At 58.0% G+C, this 19,829-nt stretch carries 17 protein-coding genes; 13 read left to right on the top strand and 4 right to left on the bottom strand.

The annotated features are described in order from the left end of the window. The first annotated feature begins 1 nt into the window (after position 1). The 7 genes from ftsA (at position 2) to WB402_RS05760 (ending at position 9,654) form a co-directional block, all read left to right on the top strand. Complete coding sequence (gene ftsA, locus WB402_RS05790; protein WP_424205969.1) at positions 2-1,243, top strand: cell division protein FtsA; 1,242 nt, start codon at positions 2-4, stop codon at positions 1,241-1,243. A gap of 63 nt (positions 1,244-1,306) precedes the next feature. Beyond that, a complete protein-coding gene (gene ftsZ / locus WB402_RS05785; RefSeq protein ID WP_424205968.1) occupies positions 1,307-2,446 on the top strand; it encodes a cell division protein FtsZ in 1,140 nt (379 codons plus the stop codon). A gap of 341 nt (positions 2,447-2,787) precedes the next feature. After that, the gene (gene lpxC / locus WB402_RS05780; protein ID WP_424205967.1) at positions 2,788-3,699 is read left to right on the top strand and encodes a UDP-3-O-acyl-N-acetylglucosamine deacetylase; all 912 of its coding nucleotides are present in this window, start codon (positions 2,788-2,790) and stop codon (positions 3,697-3,699) included. A 25-nt stretch (positions 3,700-3,724) separates the two neighbouring features. Beyond that, the gene (locus WB402_RS05775; protein WP_424205966.1) at positions 3,725-4,654 is read left to right on the top strand and encodes a M23 family metallopeptidase; all 930 of its coding nucleotides are present in this window, start codon (positions 3,725-3,727) and stop codon (positions 4,652-4,654) included. Between the two features lie 91 nt (positions 4,655-4,745). Next, on the top strand, positions 4,746-7,454 hold the full coding sequence (gene secA / locus WB402_RS05770; protein ID WP_424205965.1) for a preprotein translocase subunit SecA: 2,709 nt from the start codon (positions 4,746-4,748) through the stop codon (positions 7,452-7,454). 3 nt (positions 7,455-7,457) lie between these two features. Beyond that, a complete protein-coding gene (gene argJ / locus WB402_RS05765) occupies positions 7,458-8,678 on the top strand; it encodes a bifunctional glutamate N-acetyltransferase/amino-acid acetyltransferase ArgJ (RefSeq protein WP_424205964.1) in 1,221 nt (406 codons plus the stop codon). Further along, positions 8,647-9,654 carry a Nudix family hydrolase gene (locus tag WB402_RS05760; RefSeq protein ID WP_424205963.1) on the top strand — a complete coding sequence of 336 codons (1,008 nt, stop codon included), beginning with the start codon at positions 8,647-8,649 and terminating at the stop codon, positions 9,652-9,654. The genes argJ and WB402_RS05760 overlap by 32 nt, the downstream gene beginning before the upstream one ends. Here WB402_RS05760 and coaE read toward each other — a convergent pair. Genes coaE through pilB form a run of 4 tightly spaced genes read right to left on the bottom strand, consistent with a single transcriptional unit; the run spans position 9,651 to position 14,158 of the window. Next, the gene (coaE, locus tag WB402_RS05755) at positions 9,651-10,259 is read right to left on the bottom strand and encodes a dephospho-CoA kinase (RefSeq protein WP_424205962.1); all 609 of its coding nucleotides are present in this window, start codon (positions 10,257-10,259) and stop codon (positions 9,651-9,653) included. The genes WB402_RS05760 and coaE overlap by 4 nt on opposite strands. 11 nt (positions 10,260-10,270) lie before the next feature. Next, complete coding sequence (locus WB402_RS05750; protein WP_424205961.1) at positions 10,271-11,155, bottom strand: prepilin peptidase; 885 nt, start codon at positions 11,153-11,155, stop codon at positions 10,271-10,273. Between the two features lie 51 nt (positions 11,156-11,206). Continuing rightward, positions 11,207-12,433, bottom strand: coding sequence for a type II secretion system F family protein (locus tag WB402_RS05745; RefSeq protein WP_424205960.1), 1,227 nt, complete (start codon positions 12,431-12,433; stop codon positions 11,207-11,209). 3 nt (positions 12,434-12,436) lie between these two features. Next, positions 12,437-14,158: a type IV-A pilus assembly ATPase PilB gene (gene pilB, locus WB402_RS05740; protein WP_424205959.1), complete on the bottom strand. Its 1,722-nt coding sequence runs from the start codon at positions 14,156-14,158 to the stop codon at positions 12,437-12,439. Positions 14,159-14,585: 427 nt separating this feature from the next. On the opposite strand from pilB, the gene WB402_RS05735 reads away from it, so the two are divergent. The 6 genes from WB402_RS05735 to parE all read left to right on the top strand — a co-directional run. Then, positions 14,586-15,008 carry a rubrerythrin family protein gene (locus tag WB402_RS05735; protein ID WP_424205958.1) on the top strand — a complete coding sequence of 141 codons (423 nt, stop codon included), beginning with the start codon at positions 14,586-14,588 and terminating at the stop codon, positions 15,006-15,008. A 137-nt stretch (positions 15,009-15,145) separates the two neighbouring features. After that, positions 15,146-16,492: a heterodisulfide reductase-related iron-sulfur binding cluster gene (locus WB402_RS05730; protein WP_424205957.1), complete on the top strand. Its 1,347-nt coding sequence runs from the start codon at positions 15,146-15,148 to the stop codon at positions 16,490-16,492. An 18-nt stretch (positions 16,493-16,510) separates the two neighbouring features. Next, complete coding sequence (locus WB402_RS05725; RefSeq protein WP_424205956.1) at positions 16,511-16,816, top strand: encapsulin-associated ferritin-like protein; 306 nt, start codon at positions 16,511-16,513, stop codon at positions 16,814-16,816. 4 nt (positions 16,817-16,820) lie between these two features. Further along, positions 16,821-17,450, top strand: coding sequence for a DUF3501 family protein (locus WB402_RS05720; protein ID WP_424205955.1), 630 nt, complete (start codon positions 16,821-16,823; stop codon positions 17,448-17,450). Positions 17,451-17,627: 177 nt separating this feature from the next. Beyond that, positions 17,628-18,113 carry a CNP1-like family protein gene (locus WB402_RS05715; protein ID WP_424205954.1) on the top strand — a complete coding sequence of 162 codons (486 nt, stop codon included), beginning with the start codon at positions 17,628-17,630 and terminating at the stop codon, positions 18,111-18,113. A gap of 26 nt (positions 18,114-18,139) precedes the next feature. Further along, positions 18,140-19,829 (top strand): DNA topoisomerase IV subunit B (parE, locus tag WB402_RS05710; protein ID WP_424205953.1); only part of this gene is annotated, 1,690 nt, incomplete at its 3' end.

Below are 19,829 nucleotides of genomic sequence, written 5' to 3'. Positions count from 1 at the left end.
TATGGCGAAACGGGATGATGACAAACTGATCGTGGGTCTCGACATCGGCACTTCAAAAGTGCTGGCGATTGTCGGCGAACTCACGCCCACGGGTGAAGTCGAGATCATCGGTGTGGGGCATCACCCTTCACGCGGCATGAAGAAAGGTGTGGTGGTAAATATCGAATCCACCGTGCAATCAATTCAGCGCGCCGTGGAGGAGGCCGAACTCATGGCCGGCTGTCAGATCCACTCGGTGTACGCCGGCATCGCGGGTTCGCACATATCGAGTTTCAACTCGCACGGGATCGTGGCGATCAAGGACAAGGAAGTGGGGCAAGGAGACGTGGAGCGCGTGATCGAGGCGGCGCGCGCGCTTGCAATCCCCGCCGACCAGAAGGTGCTGCACATCCTGCCTCAGGAATTCATCATCGACAAGCAGGAGGGCATCCGCGAGCCGATCGGCATGAGCGGCGTGCGCCTCGAGGCCAAGGTGCACATCGTCACCGGCGCGGTGAGCGCGGCACAGAACATCATCAAGTGCGTCCGCCGTTGCGGGCTGGAGGTGGATGACATCATTCTCGAACAGCTGGCCTCGAGCATCTCCACGCTGACGGAAGATGAAAAGGAGTTGGGCGTGTGCCTGGTGGATATCGGTGGCGGAACGACGGACATTTCCGTGTTTACCGAAGGCGCCATCCGCCACACCGCCGTGATTCCCATCGCCGGCGATCAGGTGACGAATGACATCGCCGTGGCGCTACGCACGCCGACGCAATACGCCGAGGATATCAAGAAAAAATACGGTTGCGCTCTCACGCAATTGGCGCACCGCGATGAAACCATCGAGGTGCCGAGCGTTGGCGACCGTCCGCCGCGCAAACTCTCGCGGCAGACGCTGGCCGAGGTCATCGAACCGCGCATCGAGGAACTCTACAGCCTTATCCAGGCCGAGTTGCGTCGCAGCGGTTTCGAGGACGTGGTCGGCAGCGGACTCGTACTCACCGGCGGCAGCGCCAAGATGGAAGGCGTGGTCGATCTGGCGGAAGAGGTGTTTCACATGCCGGTGCGCCTGGGCGTGCCGCAATACGTCGGGGGATTGAAGGGCGTGGTGCAGAACCCGATCTTCGCTACCGGCGTGGGGTTGGTGCTGTACGGCGCGCGCTGCCGTGAAGGGAAGCAGTATGTGCAGAATCCGGGCGCATCCGTAGGAGTCAAGGGAGCCTGGAGCAAGATGAAGAGCTGGTTTCAGGGAAATTTTTGATTGGGGGGAACAGGCAGATGGATCTATCAACTGGTTTTAGAAACCTACACTGGAGGCAACACAATGTTTGAACTAATGGATACCTATGGGCAGCAAGCCGTCATCAAGGTTATCGGTGTCGGCGGAGGCGGCGGCAACGCCGTCGACCACATGGTCGCCGCGAGCATCGATAGCGTGGAGTTCATTAACGCCAACACGGATTCGCAGGCACTCAAGAAATCGCAGGCGAAGACCATTCTTCAACTTGGGACCAATCTCACCAAGGGTCTGGGATGCGGCGCCAATCCCGACATCGGCCGACAGGCCGCCGTCGAAGATCGCGAGCGTATTGCCGAGGTGCTTTCCGGCGCTGACATGGTGTTCATCACCGCGGGCATGGGTGGCGGCACCGGTACGGGTGCTGCGCCGGTGGTCGCACAAGTAGCCAAGGATATGGGCATCCTGACGGTGGCTGTGGTTACTAAACCGTTTCCGTTCGAAGGTCGCAAGCGCATGGGTGTGGCGGATCAGGGCATATCGGAACTCGCCCAATACGTCGATTCCATTATTACGATCCCGAACGAAAAACTGGTGACCGTGCTTGGGAAGGATGCGTCGCTGCTGGATGCTTTCGGCAAGGCGAATCAAGTTTTGCAAAATGCGGTTCAAGGCATCGCCGAACTGATCACGCGTTCAGGATTAATCAACGTAGACTTCGCTGATGTGCGTACCGTGATGTCGGAGATGGGTATGGCGATGATGGGTGCGGCCACGGCAACCGGTCCGTCACGCGCGCGCGAGGCGGCCTTGGCCGCGGTCTCAAGCCCGCTGCTCGAGGATATTAATATCTCCGGCGCACGTGGCATTCTGGTCAATATCACGGCCGGCCTCGATATGTCGATCGGTGAATTCGAAGAAGTCGGCAACACGATCAAGGAATTTGCCTCGGATGATGCCACCGTGGTGATTGGTACCGTGATCGAGCCGGAGATGCGCGAAGAACTGCGTGTCACTATCGTGGCCACCGGCCTTGGTCAGGAAAAACAGCGCAGCAAGCAGCCGTACAAGGTGGTCAAAACTGGTACCGGCACCACGGATTATGAGGATCTCGAAACACCCACCGTCATCCGTAACCGGCGCACGGAACGACCGATGGCTGTGCAGACAGAAGCGGCCATCGAGTACCTGGACATCCCGGCATTCTTGAGGAAACAGGCCGACTAGCGCCGAGTGCCCGAAGCGATACGGAAGGGAGCTACCCTGTGCCGCGGGGCCAGCGGCTCAGGTCAATTTTGGGATATGCTCGATCCGGGGCCGTTTATCGGGGGTGATGCCCCGATAGCGCTTTCTGGTCGGAAAATTGGCTGGACAGGGGTGTGGTTTTATCCTTAAATACGTATAGGGATTGAGTTTTTATTCCGGCTCCCGGCTTCTAAAGAATCATTTAAGCAACATGCAGGGTTGTATGTTGCTTAAATATTACATCAGTCTCTTTTCTGCACTGCCGGAGATGCGGACATTCAGCCGCGATACGCTGTATAAATTTGGATTGTTCGAACAACTAGATGATTAAGCAACGCACTCTGAAGAATGTCATCCGCGCCACGGGCGTAGGGCTGCATACCGGCGAAAAAGTCTATCTGACTCTGCGACCGGCACCATCCGACACTGGAATCATTTTCCGACGCATCGATCTCTCCGAACCGGTGGATATCCGTGCGTGCCCGGAAAATGTCTCCGATACCCGCCTCTCGACTACACTTGAGTATAACGGTGCAAAAGTTTCCACGGTGGAGCATCTTATGTCGGCATTCGCCGGACTGGGTATCGATAACGCCTATGTTGACCTGACGGCCGCGGAAGTGCCGATCATGGACGGCAGTGCGGGGCCGTTTGTATTCCTGGTCCAATCGGCGGGCATAGCCGAGCAGTCGGCACCAAAGCGTTTCATGCGCATCAAGAAGAAGATCCGTCTGGAAGAAGGCGACAAATGGGCCTGTTTCGAACCGTTTGAGGGGTTCAAGGTATCGTTTGCCATCGAATTTAATCATCCCACGTTCCGCAACTCGACCCAAAATGCGAGCGTCGACTTTTCCACAACCTCTTTTGTAAGAGAAGTCAGCCGTGCACGCACTTTCGGTTTCATGGGCGATCTCGAGGCGTTGCGTGCGGCGGGACTGGCGCGCGGCGGCGGGCTCGACAACGCCATCGTGCTCGATGAATACCGGATACTCAATGACGACGGTTTGCGTTACGAAGACGAGTTCGTCAAGCATAAGGTGCTGGATGCCATCGGCGATCTGTATCTCTTGGGTCACCCGCTGATCGGCGCCTTCAGCGCTCACAAGTCCGGGCATTCCCTCAATAATCGTCTGTTGCGCGAACTGGTAAATAACCAGGAGGCATGGGAACTCATTACCTATAACGAAAACGACGAGGCACCCATTGCCTTCGTGCGCACGGTTCCAGCTGTCTGAACGGCGTGCGGCGGGAGCGACCGGCATGAACATCATACTTGTACCCAACAGCCGTCACGGCAAAGGCCGCAACGCCACCCTTTCCCAGCGCCACTTGATTCTGATTGCAATGGTTGTTTTTGTCGCGCTGCCCGTATTGTTGGGCGTTATTGCCTACCGCGCCCAGGACATGTTGACCGCCTACAGTGCGGATTCACTGTTGACGGCGCAACGCCGCGAACTGGCGGCGCAACGTACCGTGGTCGCCGATGCCAAACGCAACGCTGAAGCGCACCTCAATGCCCTGGCCCAACGACTGGGTCAGTTGCAAGCGCAGGTGCTGCGGCTCAATGCGCTCGGTAGCCGCCTGACCCGCATGGCAGGACTGGATGCACGTGAATTCAATTTTTCCGCCGATGCCGCCATGGGTGGTCCGGAAAAGGCCAGCGCATCCTCGAACCCGCCCGAACTGACGTCTTCGCTCGATCAGCTCACTCATGAAATCGAACGCCAGCAGGAGCGCCTGGCCGCTCTCGAAAATCTGTTGCTGGACCGCAAGCTTAACGCTGCCGTGACCCCCTCCGGGTGGCCGGTGGATGGCGGATGGATTTCCTCCGGTTTTGGCGTGCGCGCCGATCCGTTCAATGGCCATCAGGCCGTGCATGAAGGCGTGGATATCGCCTCGCAAATGGGTTCACCCGTGCTGGCGGTGGGTGACGGGGTCGTGTCGCACAGCGGGGAGCGAGCAGGCTATGGACTGTTGGTCGAGGTGACGCACGAATCCGGCCTGATCACGCGCTATGCCCACACCAGTGCCACCCTTGTCAAAGTGGGTGACCGTGTCAAGAAGGGGCAGTCAATCGCCCTCGTCGGCTCTTCCGGCCGTTCCACCGGTCCCCATTTGCATTTTGAAGTCGTGCGTAATGGCACTCCGGTAAATCCCATGCGGTATCTCCAGCAGGCCAGCGCCAAATAGTCCATCGCCGTATTACGCTTCAAGTCTCACCACTTTTCCTCCATAATTGCCGCTCTTTTGATACGCCTCCGCGCGAGGCGCACGGATTTTTATGATTACGAAAGCGCTTACCAAGATATTCGGCAGTCGAAACTCGCGTCTGCTCAAGCGCATGCAGCAGGATGTAGTACGTATCAATGCGCTCGAGCCCGAGCTTGCCAAGCTCACCGACGAGCAACTGCGCGCCAAGACTTCCGAATTCAAAACCCGCGTGTCGAATGGCGAAAGCCTGGACAGCCTGCTGGACGAAGCCTTCGCTTGCGTGCGCGAGGCGTCCAAGCGCACGCTGGGCATGCGTCACTTCGACGTGCAGCTGATCGGTGGAATGGTGTTGCATCAAGGCAAGATCGCGGAAATGCGCACCGGTGAAGGCAAGACGCTCGTGGCCACGCTCGCCGTGTATTTGAACGCCCTTTCCAGCAAAGGCGTACACGTGGTGACCGTCAATGACTATCTGGCGCGTCGCGACGCCGAATGGATGGGTCAGATTTACCGGTTTCTGGGCATGAGCGTGGGCGTCGTAGTTCCGGGTCAGGACCGCCAGGAAAAACGTGATGCCTATGCCGCTGATATCACCTACGGCACTAACAACGAATACGGCTTTGATTATCTGCGTGACAACATGGCATTTCGCGCCGAAGAGCGTGTACAACGCGGCGTCAACTACGCCATCGTGGATGAAGTGGACTCGATTCTGATCGACGAGGCACGCACGCCACTGATTATCTCCGGGGCCGCCGATGAAAGTGCCGATTTGTACGTCAAGGTCAACACGATTATTCCCCGTCTTATCAAGCAGGAGACGGAGAATGGTCCAGGGGATTACAGCGTGGACGAAAAGGCGCGCCAGGCCTACTTCACCGAGGCTGGACACGAGAAGGTCGAGAAACTCCTGGCCCAGGCTGGTCTGCTGGAACCGGGTTCAAGTCTCTACGATGCCTCCAATCTGATTCTGATGCACCACCTTAACGCCGCGTTGCGTGCGCATTCCCTGTTCAAACGCGAGGTGGATTACATCGTGCGTGACGACGAGGTGGTCATCATCGACGAGTTCACCGGGCGCATGATGCAGGGACGGCGCTGGTCGGATGGCTTGCACCAGGCCGTGGAAGCGAAGGAAGGCGTGAAGATCCAGAACGAAAATCAGACGCTTGCCACGATTACCTTCCAGAATTATTTCAGGTTATACGGCAAGCTTGCCGGCATGACCGGCACCGCCGACACCGAAGCCTTTGAGTTCCATCAGATCTACGGCCTCGAGGTCGTGGTGATACCGACCCATCATCCCATGATCCGCCAGGACATGGCTGATCAGATATACCGCACGGCCGGGGAAAAACACACGGCGATCCTGGTCGATATCCACGATTGTCATCAGCGCGGCCAGCCGGTGCTGGTCGGCACCGTGACTATCGAAGCCTCGGAGCTGCTTTCGGGCCTGCTGCAGAACGAAAAGATTCCCCATCAGGTATTGAATGCCAAACACCACGAGCGTGAAGCGATGATCGTGGCACAGGCCGGCCGTCCCGGGGCTGTTACCATCGCCACCAACATGGCCGGCCGTGGCACCGATATCGTGCTTGGCGGCAATCTCGAGATGGAGCTCAAGGAAATCGGCGATGATTCCCCCAAGCGGCAGCAGGCACGGACCGATTGGGACAAGCGACACGAGCAAGTCGTGGCCGCAGGCGGATTGCACGTGATCGGTACCGAGCGTCATGAGTCGCGGCGCATCGACAACCAACTGCGCGGCCGTTCCGGGCGCCAGGGCGATCCCGGTTCCTCGCGTTTTTATCTTTCGCTGGAAGACAATCTGCTGCGCATCTTCGGCAGTGACCGGCTTTCCGGTCTCATGCAGAAGCTGGGCATGCAAAAGGGTGAGGCGATCGAGCACCCTTGGGTATCGCGCGCGATTGAGAATGCCCAGCGCAAGGTCGAGGGACGTAACTTCGATATTCGCAAACAACTACTCGAATACGACGACGTGGCGAACGACCAGCGCAAGGTGATCTACGAACAGCGCAACCGGCTCATGAACGTGGACGATATTTCCGAGAGCATTACTTCGATTCGTCTTGATGTCGTCAACGAGCTGATGAATCAGCATATTCCCCCGGAGAGCCTGGAGGAACAGTGGGACGTGTCCGGGCTGGAGGAAAGTCTCGAGCGCGAGTTCGGATTGAAACTGCCCGTTGCCCGGTGGCTCAAGGAGGAGACGGGCTTGGACGAGGAAAAGCTTCGTGCCCGTATTATCAGCGAGGCTGATCGCCGCCACGCCGAAAAGGCGCTAGCCATCGGGCCTGATGTCATGCGCCACCTTGAAAAGGCGGTCATGTTGCAGGTGCTGGACACGCAATGGAAGGATCATCTCGCGGCCATGGATTATTTGCGCCAGGGCATTCACCTGCGCGGTTATGCCCAGAAGAACCCGAAGGAAGAGTACAAGCGCGAGTCATTCGTACTTTTCTCCGACATGCTGACTCGCATTCGGCATGACGTGATCAATCTTCTGGCCCACGTTCAGGTGCAGGCGCCGCAGGATGTTGAGGCACTGGAAAGTCAGAATCGCCAGCCCCAGGAAATGCATTTCGTCCACCCCTCGCTCGATACGGGTGGGCAGCCGGAAGAGGGCGATGACGCCGTGGGCGAGGCTGCCGCGCAGAAGCCGATGACGCGCCGCCAGCCCAAAGTTGGGCGCAACGAGCCTTGTCCCTGCGGTTCCGGGAAGAAGTACAAGCACTGCCACGGCAAACTGGCCTGACCCATGGCGGTTGGCTTACACGGTTTACCCTCCCTTGGATCGGTTGCCGGCATACGTCTTGGCACAGTCGCCGCCGGCATCCGCAAGAAAGACCGGCGCGATCTGGTGCTGATCGAGTGCGCACCGGGCACGCATGCCGCCGCCGTTTTTACCAAGAACCGCTTCTGTGCCGCGCCCGTCATCGTGGCACGCGAACATCTCGCCAAAGCTGCCCCGCGCGCGCTGCTCATCAATACCGGCTTTGCCAACGCCGGCACCGGTGAACCGGGCCTCGAGGATGCGCGTGCCTGTTGCGCAGCCCTGGCCATGCAGATCGGCTGTCGATCCGAAGAAATCCTGCCCTTTTCAACGGGCGTTATCGGCGAGCGTTTTCCGCGGGAACGGATCATCGCCGCTCTTCCGTTCTGCCAAGCTGCTCTCAATGAAAACGGCTGGGCGGAAGCGGCGCACGGCATCATGACCACCGACACCGTGCCCAAGGGGTGTTCGCGCAAGATCCGCCTCGGTTCGCGCACGGTGACAGTGACCGGCATTGCCAAGGGTGCTGGCATGATTCGGCCTGACATGGCTACCCTGTTGGCTTTTGTCGCCACCGATGCCGACGTGACCCCGACAGTTCTCCAGGCCTGTGTTTCCGCGGCGGCCAATGAGTCATTCAATCGCATTACCGTGGACGGCGATACTTCCACCAACGATGCCTGTGTGCTGCTGGCGACCGGCGCTGCGGGAAATCCCGTGATCGATCATGCGGAAGGCGAAGCCCATGCGGCTCTCCTGCATGCCGTTACCGAGGTGTTCACGGAGCTCGCGCAGGCTATCGTGCGCGACGCGGAGGGTGCGACCAAATTCATCACGATTGAAGTACGTGGCGGGCACAGCGAATCCGACTGTCTTGAGGTGGCCTATACTATCGCTCATTCGCCACTGGTGAAGACGGCATTTTTTGCCAGCGACCCCAACTGGGGCCGCATCCTCGCGGCCATCGGGCGTGCGCCGATCGCGCTACTCGATGTCAGCAAGGTGGCAATTCATCTCAACGAGCTGCGTGTCGTACTTAACGGCGCCCTCGATGTCGATTACACCGAAGCCAAGGGGCTCGCTGTCATGCGGCTTCCGGAAATCCGTATCGGAGTGGACTTGGGCGTTGGATATGCCTCGGCACGCGTCTGGACATCGGATCTTTCGCACGATTATGTCCGAATCAACGCCGAGTACCGGAGCTAGTTCACTGCTGCGCGTCGCGGTCGGTATCCTCGCGCAAGACGGCAAGGTATTTGTCACCCGGCGGTTCCCCGACAGTCATCAGGGTGGAAAATGGGAATTCCCCGGCGGCAAGATCGAACCGGGTGAAAATACACTATCGGCATTGAAACGCGAACTCAGGGAGGAACTGGGTATCGAGGTGCAAGACGCCCGTGCCTACATGCAAGTTCGGCATGAATACCATGACCGACATGTCCTGCTCGATGTCTGGCGTATTTCCCGCTACCAGGGCACACCGCATGGGCGCGAAGGCCAGGAAGCCAAATGGCTTTCCTGCGCCGAGCTTCCCCAGCTGGATTTCCCCGAAGCTGACCGGCCGATCCTGCGCCGACTCTGGCTGCCACCGCTTTATCTCATCAGCGATTCACGGCGATTCGGGAAGGATGGATTTCTTGCGCCGCTGGAGTGCGCGTTGAAGGCGGGAGCACGGCTGGTCCAGCTGCGTGAACCGCACATGCCGCCCGATGAATTCGAAGATTATGCCAGGCTGATCGCCGGTCTGTGCCATCGTCATGGCGCCCAATTGCTGCTCAATGCTGAACCGGAATGGGTGTCGCGCTGTGATGCCGACGGAGCGCATCTGAACGGCAAGCGTCTGGCGCAATACGCATCGCGTCCTCTCGATGATCATTTCTGGATCGGCGCTTCCTGCCACAATGCCGAGGAGCTGCATCAGGCGGAGCGAGTGGGGGCGGATTTCGCGGTGCTATCGCCGGTGTCGCCGACCTCCTCGCATCCCGGTGCGGCACCGCTCGGTTGGGAGGCCTTTTCCCGGATGTGCGCGGACGTGAACCTGCCGGTGTATGCCCTGGGAGGCATGCGCGTCCAGGACCTCGCGCGGGCGCGCCAAGCGGGTGCGCAGGGATTGGCGATGGTCAGCCAGATCTGGGGTGCGAATTCGATCGAGCAGGCCGTTACCGCTCTTTCCTCGAACTAGTTTTTCTTCACGGTTGCCGCCAGAGAGAGATACCACTGGTGCAGGCGTTCAACTTCTTTTTCGAGATGTTTGCGATCACCATTGTTGTCGATCACGTCATTGGCCTTTTGTATACGTTGCGCGCGACTCACCTGGGCGGCCATGATTTTACGGATCTCAAGTTCAGTCAACCCGCTGCGCGCTGCTGCGCGCTGAATCTGCACGCTTTCCGAGGCGTCTACAACCAGAACCCGATCCACGAGATCGATGAACCCGGATTCGATCAGCAGCGGTACTACGAGGATGCAGTAGGGCGCGTGAAGTACATCCAGTCTTTCGCGGACCACTTCGCGGATGCGCGGATGCAGGATCGCCTCAAGCCGCTGACGTTCCCAGGCATTCTCGAAAACCCGATCGCGCAATTTGTTCCGGTCTAATTTGTGAGTGGCATCGAGAATATCCTGCCCAAAGATGCGGACGATTTCGTCGCAAGCTGGTTGTCCGGGTTCGGTCAGGTGATGCGCGATTTCGTCGGTGTCGATGACCGGAACGCCACGCATAGTCAGGAGCGACGCAACCGTTGATTTTCCGCTGCCAATGCCACCGGTAAGGCCAATCCGCAGCATGGGGCCAGCCCTCAGACGGCAATCCGTGCAAATTGTAGATAGAGACGGGTCAGCGGCTCACCCCACAGGAGAGCGATCCAGCCAGCGGCGCACAGAAACGGACCAAAGGGAATCGGCATGCGGCGATCATGGCCGAAAAACACAATGAAGCTGATTCCCACTACAGCGCCCACCAGCGAGGCCAGCAAAATTATCAGGGGCAGGCTCTGCCATCCCAGCCACGCACCCAAGACAGCAAAGAGCTTGAAATCACCATAACCCATACCCTCCTTACCCGTCGTCAACTTGAAAAGTTGATACACCAGCCAGAGGGAGACGTAACCGGCTATGGCGCCAATGACTGCTGAGGACAAGGGCACGAAAACGGCGAAGATATTGAATAGCAGTCCTGCCCATAACAACGGCAGTGTAAGGTCATCGGGCAGGAGTTGCCGGTCAACGTCAATGAAGGTGAGTGCAATCAGGCTCCAGGTGAGGGCCAGGCCGGCCAGTGCGGCAAGACTAAATCCGAATCGCCACGCCACCAATACCGAAAGACAGCCGGTCAGAAGTTCGACGAGAGGGTAGCGCCAGGAAATGGGCTTGCGGCAGGCGGAGCATTTCCCCCGCAGCCAGAGAAAACTCAGAACGGGGATGTTTTCCAGCGCCGTGATCGCATGGTCGCAGTGCGGACAGCGTGAACGGGGCACGATGAGATCAAAGCGATTGGAAGCATCGGCCGGCGGCTGATTCGGATTGAGAAGTTCACGGCACTGGCTTTGCCAGCGACGCTCGAGCATCACGGGCAGTCGATGGACGACGACGTTCAGGAAACTACCGATGGCCAGTCCGAACAGGCCAGCCATCCAGGGAATAGCCGCGGGATAATTGGCGAAGAAAGCGGACAAGTCGTTCATCGGGCGGCATTATGCCCGAAAGCCAGCAAGCAGCGGCACCCTTGGCCGGGATTAAACAGTGGCCGCAAGCTTAAAGATCGGCAGGTACATGGCGATGACCAGACCGCCGATCACGATGCCCAGGAACGCCATGATAATCGGTTCTAGCAGGCTGGACAGTCCCGCCACGGCATCGTCAACTTCCGCTTCATAAAAGTCGGCCACCTTGCTGAGCATCTTGTCGAGTTCACCGGATTCCTCACCGATGGCGACCATTTGCACCACCATGTTGGGAAAAAGTCCCGTGGCGTTCATCGACGATTGCAGCTGCATGCCGGTGCTCACGTCGGATTTGATGGCCATGGTGCCTTCATAATAGACGCGGTTGCCCGATGCACCGGCGACGGAATCGAGCGCCTCGACGAGTGGCACGCCTGCGGCGAACATGGTCGCCAGCGTGCGTGAGAACCGGGCGATGGTGGCCTTCTTGACGATCTCGCCGATCACTGGAAATTTCAGCAGGGCACGGTCGAGACTGTGCTGCATTTTTAACGAACGTTTGTACGAGTAACTAAGGAACACCACGGTACCGACAATCGATCCGATTATGGCCCACCACCAATCTGTGAATGCTCTGGAGAGTTCGATGACCATCTTGGTCAAGGCCGGCAGATCGGCGCCGAATCCAGCAAACAGGCTCTCGAATTGCGGGATAACGAATACCAGCAAAACGGCGGTAATGATAAATGCGACAACAACGACAGCCGCCGGGTAGAAAAGCGCCGATTTGATTTTCCCCTTGATGGCTTCGATCTTTTCCTTATACGTGGCGACCTTATCGAGGATGCCGTCCAGGATACCCGCCTGTTCACCTGCCTGCACCAGGTTGCAATACAAGGCATCGAAGTAGAGAGGATATTTTCCCAGCGCTGGGGCCAGCGCCGTACCCGATTCTATGTCCTGTTTGATGGACAGGATGATTTCCTGCATTGCAGGATTTTCATGTCCCTTGCCGACGATATCGAAGGACTGGGCGATGGGAATGCCCGACATCAGCATGGTAGCGAGTTGGCGGGTGAATACTGAAATGTCCTTGGACGTGACCTTCTTTTTGAACTTGAAGGCGCTCTTGCGCTGTTTGGCTACCTTGACGGGATTGACACCCTGGCGACGGAGCGTGGCGTTCACATAGGCGACGCTGGCCGCCTCCATGATGCCTTTGACTTTCTTTCCCTGTTTATCGATGCCTTCCCAGAGGAAGGCATCGTACTTCGGTTTCTTGATCGCAGCTTCTGCCATAGTTTACTCGTTGGTTGCCCGTTCGACTTCATCCAGCGTGGTAACGCCGTCCTTGACCTTTTTCAGACCCGACCGGCGCAAGTCGGGAACACCTTCTTTCTCCGCCTGCTTCTGGATGTCCAGCTGGTTGCCACCGCGCATGATGATCTCGCCGATGGCGGGAGTAACCGGCATGACCTGATAGATGCCGACTCGTCCCTTATAGCCGCCATTGCAGACATCACAGCCGACGGCGCCGTGAATCACCAAGCCATTCAGATCTTCTTCCCTGAACCCGGCTTTGAGCAGGGCATGTTTGGGAATATCAATCGGTTTCTTGCAATGCTGGCACAGACGCCGCGCCAGGCGCTGAGCCATGATCAGATTGACGGCCGAGGCGATATTAAAAGGTGGCACACCCATATTAGCGAGACGAGTAAGGGTTGAGGGTGCATCATTCGTATGCAAAGTGGAAAGCACCATGTGGCCCGTCTGCGCCGCCTTGATGGCGATTTCGGCCGTCTCGAGGTCGCGGATTTCACCGACCATGATGATGTCCGGATCCTGGCGCAGGAAAGCGCGTAATGCCGAGGCAAAGTTGAGCCCCGCCTTTTCATTGATATTGACCTGATTGATGCCCGCCAGGTTAATTTCCACCGGGTCTTCCGCAGTGGAGATGTTGTTGTCCGGTGTATTGAGAATATTCAGCCCGGTATAAAGCGTAACGGTTTTACCGCTACCCGTCGGACCGGTGACGAGCACCATGCCGTATGGGCGGTTAATGGCCTCAAGAAAAAGTTGTTTCTGGAAATCCTCAAACCCGAGTTTTTCCACGCCCAGTGTGGCGGAAGTCGGGTCAAGAATACGCATAACAATCTTCTCGCCCCATAGGGTCGGCAGCGTGCTGACGCGAAAGTCGATCGCGCGATTCTTCGAGATGCGCATCTTCATGCGTCCGTCCTGGGGGACGCGGCGCTCGGCAATATCGAGCCTGGAAAGAATTTTCAGGCGCGCGGCAATACGCGCGGACATTGCCAGCGGAGGATTAGCGATCTCAGTCAGCATGCCGTCCTGGCGATAACGCACGCGATAGGTTTTTTCGTACGGCTCGATATGTATATCCGAGGCGCCGCGGTTGATGGCATCCATCAGCACTTTGTTGACGAACTTGACGACCGGGGCATCGTTAACGCCTTCCTCGCCGGCGGCGCTTCCACCTTCCTTGTCTTCCTCGCCGGCGATGATTTCGAGATTATCCAGGCTGTCATCACCCGCCAGATCGGCAAGGCTGGTGTCCTGGGCGTCCAGCGACTTCTCGATGATGACAGCGAGCTTGGCTTCTTCGACCAGAATCGGTTCGGTGCCAAGGCCCGTATGGAACTTAATTTCATCCAGTGCCTGGAGATTTGTGGGATCGGAGACGGCGACGAAAAGTCTTGTCCCGCGTTTGAATAATGGCAGAATGCGATGTCGGCGGATGATCTTTTCATCCACCAGCTTGACCGGCGCCATCTCCAGATCGAGTGAATTGATTTCGAACAGCGGAATGCCGAAATCTTCCGACGCCACCTTGGCGATGGTGGCGCTGTCGAGTTTCTTGCTTTCGACCAGTTGCGTGACGAAGGAGGTTTTCTTGCTGAGCGCCTCCGCCTGGATGCGCTCGGCGTCTGTCGGGCTCAGGAGGTTGTCGCGTACCAGCCTCAGCGCCAGGCCACTCAGATTCGTCGCTGTGCTTGCGGTTGCCATGATGTGGAAATCTAGGTAAGCGTCACTGCTTTTGCGCCGGGTCAATCAAATATAGTTTAGATATTCTGCTGCGCCAAATCATTTTTCCTCCTGGTCCCTGCGCTTTTTGAAGTTCGCATTCAAATTCCTGCGCCGGAACGATGCGGTCTCAATTTTTTACCGACCTTTCGTGCTGCCTGCCCTCGCTAATTCTTTGCCGGGATAATGGTGCCTGGGTTGTGGCCAGCACAGTAAATGGTCTATGCGACGCCTGAATCTAAGAATAGCTACATTCCACCTAATCTCCATTGAATTGGCCAGCTGGGAAAGTCCGCGGTTGACAAGGGTTTTTAACTTATTTAGAATTGTTCTAAATCGAATCGTTCGATTGAAATAATTTTTAGATTCATAATGTTACTGTTAACTGCCTGTCAACGAGGAGTCAATCATGTCAAAACTGAAAGGAAGCAAGACCGAAAACAACCTAAAGGCCGCTTTCGCCGGTGAATCCCAGGCCAACCGCCGCTATCTGTATTTTGCTGCTAAGGCTGACGTAGAGGGATACAACGATGTGTCCGCCGTATTCCGCTCCACCGCCGAAGGTGAAACCGGCCACGCCCACGGGCATCTCGAGTATCTCGAGCAATGCGGCGACCCGGCCACCGGCCTCCCGATCGGCGTCACTTCCGACAACCTGAAGGCAGCCATTGCCGGTGAGACCCACGAGTATACCGATATGTACCCGGGCATGGCCAAGGCCGCGCGCGACGAGGGTTTTGCCGAAATCGCCGACTGGTTCGAGACGCTGGCCAAAGCTGAGCGCTCGCATGCCAACCGGTTCCAGAAGGCCCTGGACACTCTCGGCAAGTAAATCGTCAGCCATGAGCGACGGGTTCGGGTGTACCCGCCCGTCGCTTCATTCTTCCTGGCCGCGTTTGATGGCGGTCAAAGCTGGTCGCAGCCATAAAAAGGAAGATATCCTGAATTTATCGTCATACAGATTCGACCATGAGCCAACCGACTGAAGGCCAACGCGAAGGTAGTCTCAAGGCGCCGACGCGCCATCCGCTCGACTGGAAGCAGCCCGCGTTTTACGACGAAAAGGCGCTGATGAAAGAGCTCGAGCGCGTCTTCGACATCTGCCATGGTTGCCGCCGCTGCGTCAGTTTGTGTCAGGCCTTTCCCACGTTGTTCGACCTGGTGGACAACTCGCCCACGATGGAAGTCGACGGGGTCAAGAAGCAGGACTACTGGCAGGTCGTCGATCATTGTTATCTTTGCGATTTGTGTTTCATGACCAAGTGTCCGTACGTTCCGCCGCATGAATGGAACGTGGATTTCCCGCACCTCTTGCTGCGCGCCAAGGCGGTGAAGTTTAAAAAGGGTGACGTGAAGAAACGCGACAGACTGCTTACAAACACCGATCTGGTCGGCAGACTCGCCGGCATCCCGGTGGTGGTACAGGCGGTGAACGCCGCGAACAAATCCGGTGTCTTGCGCAAGGTTCTGGATAAAACGCTGGGCGTGCATCCCAAGGCACTGCTCCCCGAATATCACAGCAAGACCCTGCGCAAGCGCACCAAACACCGGAAGGGCAATGGCATTACCGCCACCCCGGCCGGACGCACGCGCGGCCGGGTCGCGCTGTTTGCCACCTGTTATGGCAATTACAACGAGCCGCATATCGGCGAAGACCTGATCGCCGTGTTCGAACATAACGGTATTCCGGTGACGCTCGCCGAGAAGGAGAAATGCTGCGGCATGCCCAAGCTCGAACTGGGCGATCTCGAGGCCGTGGCGCGCGCCAAGGAAGCGAATATTCCTGTGCTGGCGAAGCTCGTGAACGAAGGCTGGGATATCGTTGCGCCGGTGCCGTCCTGCGTGCTCATGTTCAAGCAGGAACTGCCGCTCATGTTTCCCGACGATCCCGATGTCGCCAAGGTCAAGCAGGCGATCTTCGATCCTTTCGAATATCTCATGTTGCGCCACAAGGAAGGGAAAGTGAAAACCGATTTCAAGAAAGAACTCGGCACCATTGCTTACCATGTACCATGCCATTTGCGCGTGCAGAACATCGGCCTGAAAACCCGCGAGATGCTGAACCTCGTCGCCGGCACCAAGATCGAGACAATCGAGCGCTGTTCCGGCCATGACGGCACCTATGCGGTGAAGAGCGAGTTCCATGACGCCTCGATGAAGATCTGCCGTCCCGTGGTGAATCGCGTGCAGCAGGCGAACCCCGACCATTATTCGAGCGATTGCCCCATGGCCGGACATCAGATCGAGAACGGATTACAGAGCGATAAAAAGCCGGAACACCCGCTAACCTTGTTACGCTTGGCCTATGGAATCTGATTACGAGGAAAAAACATCATGGCAAACGAGGGTTATCACGAAGCAATTGAAGATCTATCCGAAGAAACCCGGGACATGCACCGCGCCATCGTGTCGTTGATGGAAGAATTGGAAGCGGTGGACTGGTATAACCAGCGGGTCGATGCCTGTCAGGATGTGGAACTGCGTGCCATCCTGGCGCACAACCGAGACGAGGAAAAGGAGCATGCCGCGATGGTGCTCGAGTGGATACGCCGCCACGACAAGAGATTCTCCAAGGAGCTGCGGGATTACCTGTTCACCAAAAAACCCATCACCGGCCTTGAACACAAGAGCAAGGAGTGAGTCAATGCTAAATCAAATTTCCGGCCTACTCAGCGAGAGCAACGCCATGAAAAAGCTGACGCGCGACGACCTCTATCCGCTCGAGAAATACGCCGAGCTTCGGCCCCGACTGCGCGCCGAGGTCATGGCGCACAAGCAGCACCGCCAGGTGGCCATCGGCCCGAACGCCACGCTTTATTTTGAGGACCGGCTGACCATGCAGTATCAGGTGCAGGAGATGCTGCGCATCGAGCGCATTTTCGAGGCCGAGGGCATCAACGACGAGCTCGCCGCCTACAATCCGCTCATCCCGGACGGCAGTAATTGGAAGGCGACTTTCATGGTCGAGTTCCCGGAGGTAGAAGAACGCCGCGAGGCTTTGAAGCGTCTGAAAGGCGTTGAAAACCGGGTTTGGGTCCGAGTCGCGGGTTTCGAACCGGTACGCCCGCATGTGGACGAGGACCTGGAACGCGAAGATGAGGAAAAAACCTCCGCCGTGCATTTCATGCGTTTTGAACTTGCCCCCGAGATGGTCAAGGCCGTCAAGCAGGGTACGGAGGTCGCCATGGGCATCGATCATCCAGCCTACACCCATGTGGTCGACCCGATCCCGGCGGCCACGCGCGATTCCCTGGCGCGGGATTTGTCGAGCTGAATTGCGCCGTGCGCATGCGTGATCGGCCGTTCGCGGCTGATCACGCGCCTCGTGCATCGCGCGTATCTGCTGTATACTGCGCGCCCGATGCGAGGGACCTCCCGGATTTCAGCTTTACGGATCGGATGCCGCCGATTTGCCATCAGCCTTCCGCTGCTGGCCTTGGCGTTCGCTATCGTGTCCCATCCCGTGCTCGCCAAGAAAGACATCTATGGAGACGAGCCGAGCGAATTCTCCTTTGATGAAAAATACACCGAGAAATGGAAGGAGAGCGCCGTCGTACTCCCGCCTTATCCCGAGGATCGCGATCTGTTGCCGGTGGCTATGAACAGCACCGACACGCTGAAGATATACATAGACGGTAAATCCATTTCGCGCGCCCCGGACCTTGTCGCGCGATTCGCGCTCATCGTGGAAAGTCCTTCCGGCGCGCGCAGCGTGTTCTACGACGGATACCGTTGCGACACGCGGCAATACAAGACCTACGCCATTGGCACTTCTCAACACACATGGTCGCCGGTGGCGAATCCCCAGTGGCAGACGGTCCCGCGATCGGAGATCAATGCCTTTCGCGATGTAATTTACCGCCGCTATATCTGCGATGCGCAGAAGTCTGCGCCCTCGCCGGAAGACCTGCGGCGCCAGTTGCAAAATAATCCCTGATGTATTTTTATGAATAATTTTTCATCATGAGCGCCGTCTACGATTCCTCCGCCATTGAAGTCCTGACCGGCCTCGAGCCGGTGCGCCGCCGTCCGGGTATGTACACGCAGACTGACCGACCGAACCATCTCGCCCAGGAAGTGGTCGACAACAGCGTGGACGAGGCCATCGTCGGTCATTGCAGCGCGATCGACGTCACGCTGCACGCCGACGGCTCGCTCTCGGTCGCGGACAACGGCCGTGGCATGCCGGTGGACAAGCACAAGGAGGAGGGCGTCTCGGGCGTCGAGGTGATCCTCACGCGCCTGCACGCGGGTGGCAAGTTCTCGAACAAGAATTACACCTACTCCGGCGGTTTGCACGGCGTGGGCGTTTCGGTGGTCAATGCGCTGTCGCACAAACTCGAAGTCACGGTGCGACGCGACGGCAAGGAATACCGCATGTCCTATGCCGACGGGCAGAAGACATCGGAATTGAAGGCGGTGGGCAAGGCGCAAAAAAGCGTCACCGGCAGCATCATCCGTTTCTGGCCCGATGCCCAGTTTTTCGACACGGTAAAGTTCCACGTCCCGCGCCTGAAGCACGTATTGCGCGCCAAGGCGGTGCTTTGTCCGGGTCTGTACATCAGTTTCACGAACGAAGCCGATGCCAAGGATAACGAGGAGTGGCATTACGAGGACGGCCTCAAGGATTACCTCAAGACCCAGATCGAGGGCTGGGAGTATCTTCCCGACGAACCCTTCGTCGGTCACCACAAGGGCGACGACGGCGAGGTGGACTGGGCGATTGTGTGGCTGCCGGCGGGCGGTGAGCCGATTATGGAAAGCTACGTCAATCTCATTCCGACCACGCAGGACGGCACGCATATCAACGGTTACCGCGCCGGGCTCACCGACGCCATGCGCGAATTCTGCGAGTTCCGTGACCTGCTGCCGCGCGGCGTGAAGCTCGCGCCCGAGGACATCTGGGGCAAGTCGAGCTACGTGTTTTCGCTCAAGATGCGCGACCCGCAGTTTTCGGGGCAGACCAAGGAACGGCTGACTTCGCGCGAGGCCGCCAGTTTCGTGCAGGGCGTGGCCAAGGACAGCTTCAGTCTGTGGCTCAACCAGCACGTGGCCGACGCCGAGAAGATCGCGGCGCTTGCGATCGAATCCGCGCAGGAGCGGCAACGCGCCGATAAAAAAGTCGCGCGCAAGAAAATCGGCACCGGCCCGGCGCTGCCCGGCAAGCTCGCGGATTGCGTGGCCCAGGACTTGTCGCGCACCGAGCTGTTTCTGGTGGAAGGCGATTCCGCGGGCGGTTCCGCCAAGCAGGCGCGCGACCGCGATTTTCAGGCGATTATGCCGCTGCGCGGCAAAATTCTGAACACCTGGGAAGTGGAATCCGCAGAGGTGTTGGGCTCACAGGAAGTGCACGATATCGCCGTGGCGCTCGGGGTCGATCCGGGATCGAGCAATCTCGAGGGCCTGCGTTACGGCAAGGTGTGTATTCTCGCGGACGCCGATTCCGACGGCGCGCACATCGCGACACTGTTGTGCGCGCTGTTCGTGCGCCACTTCCGGCCACTGGTGGCGGACGGCCGCGTGTGCGTCGCCATGCCGCCGTTGTACCGTATCGACGTGGGCAAGGAAATCCATTACGCGCTCGACGACGAGGAGAAAACGGGAATTCTCAAGCGTATCGAATCGAGCGGATCGCGCGCCAAGCCGATGGTCA

This window comes from Sulfuricaulis sp. (assembly GCF_049587675.1).
Taxonomy (GTDB): Bacteria; Pseudomonadota; Gammaproteobacteria; order Acidiferrobacterales; family Sulfurifustaceae; genus Sulfuricaulis.
This window is presented reverse-complemented; position numbering and strand designations above follow the sequence as displayed.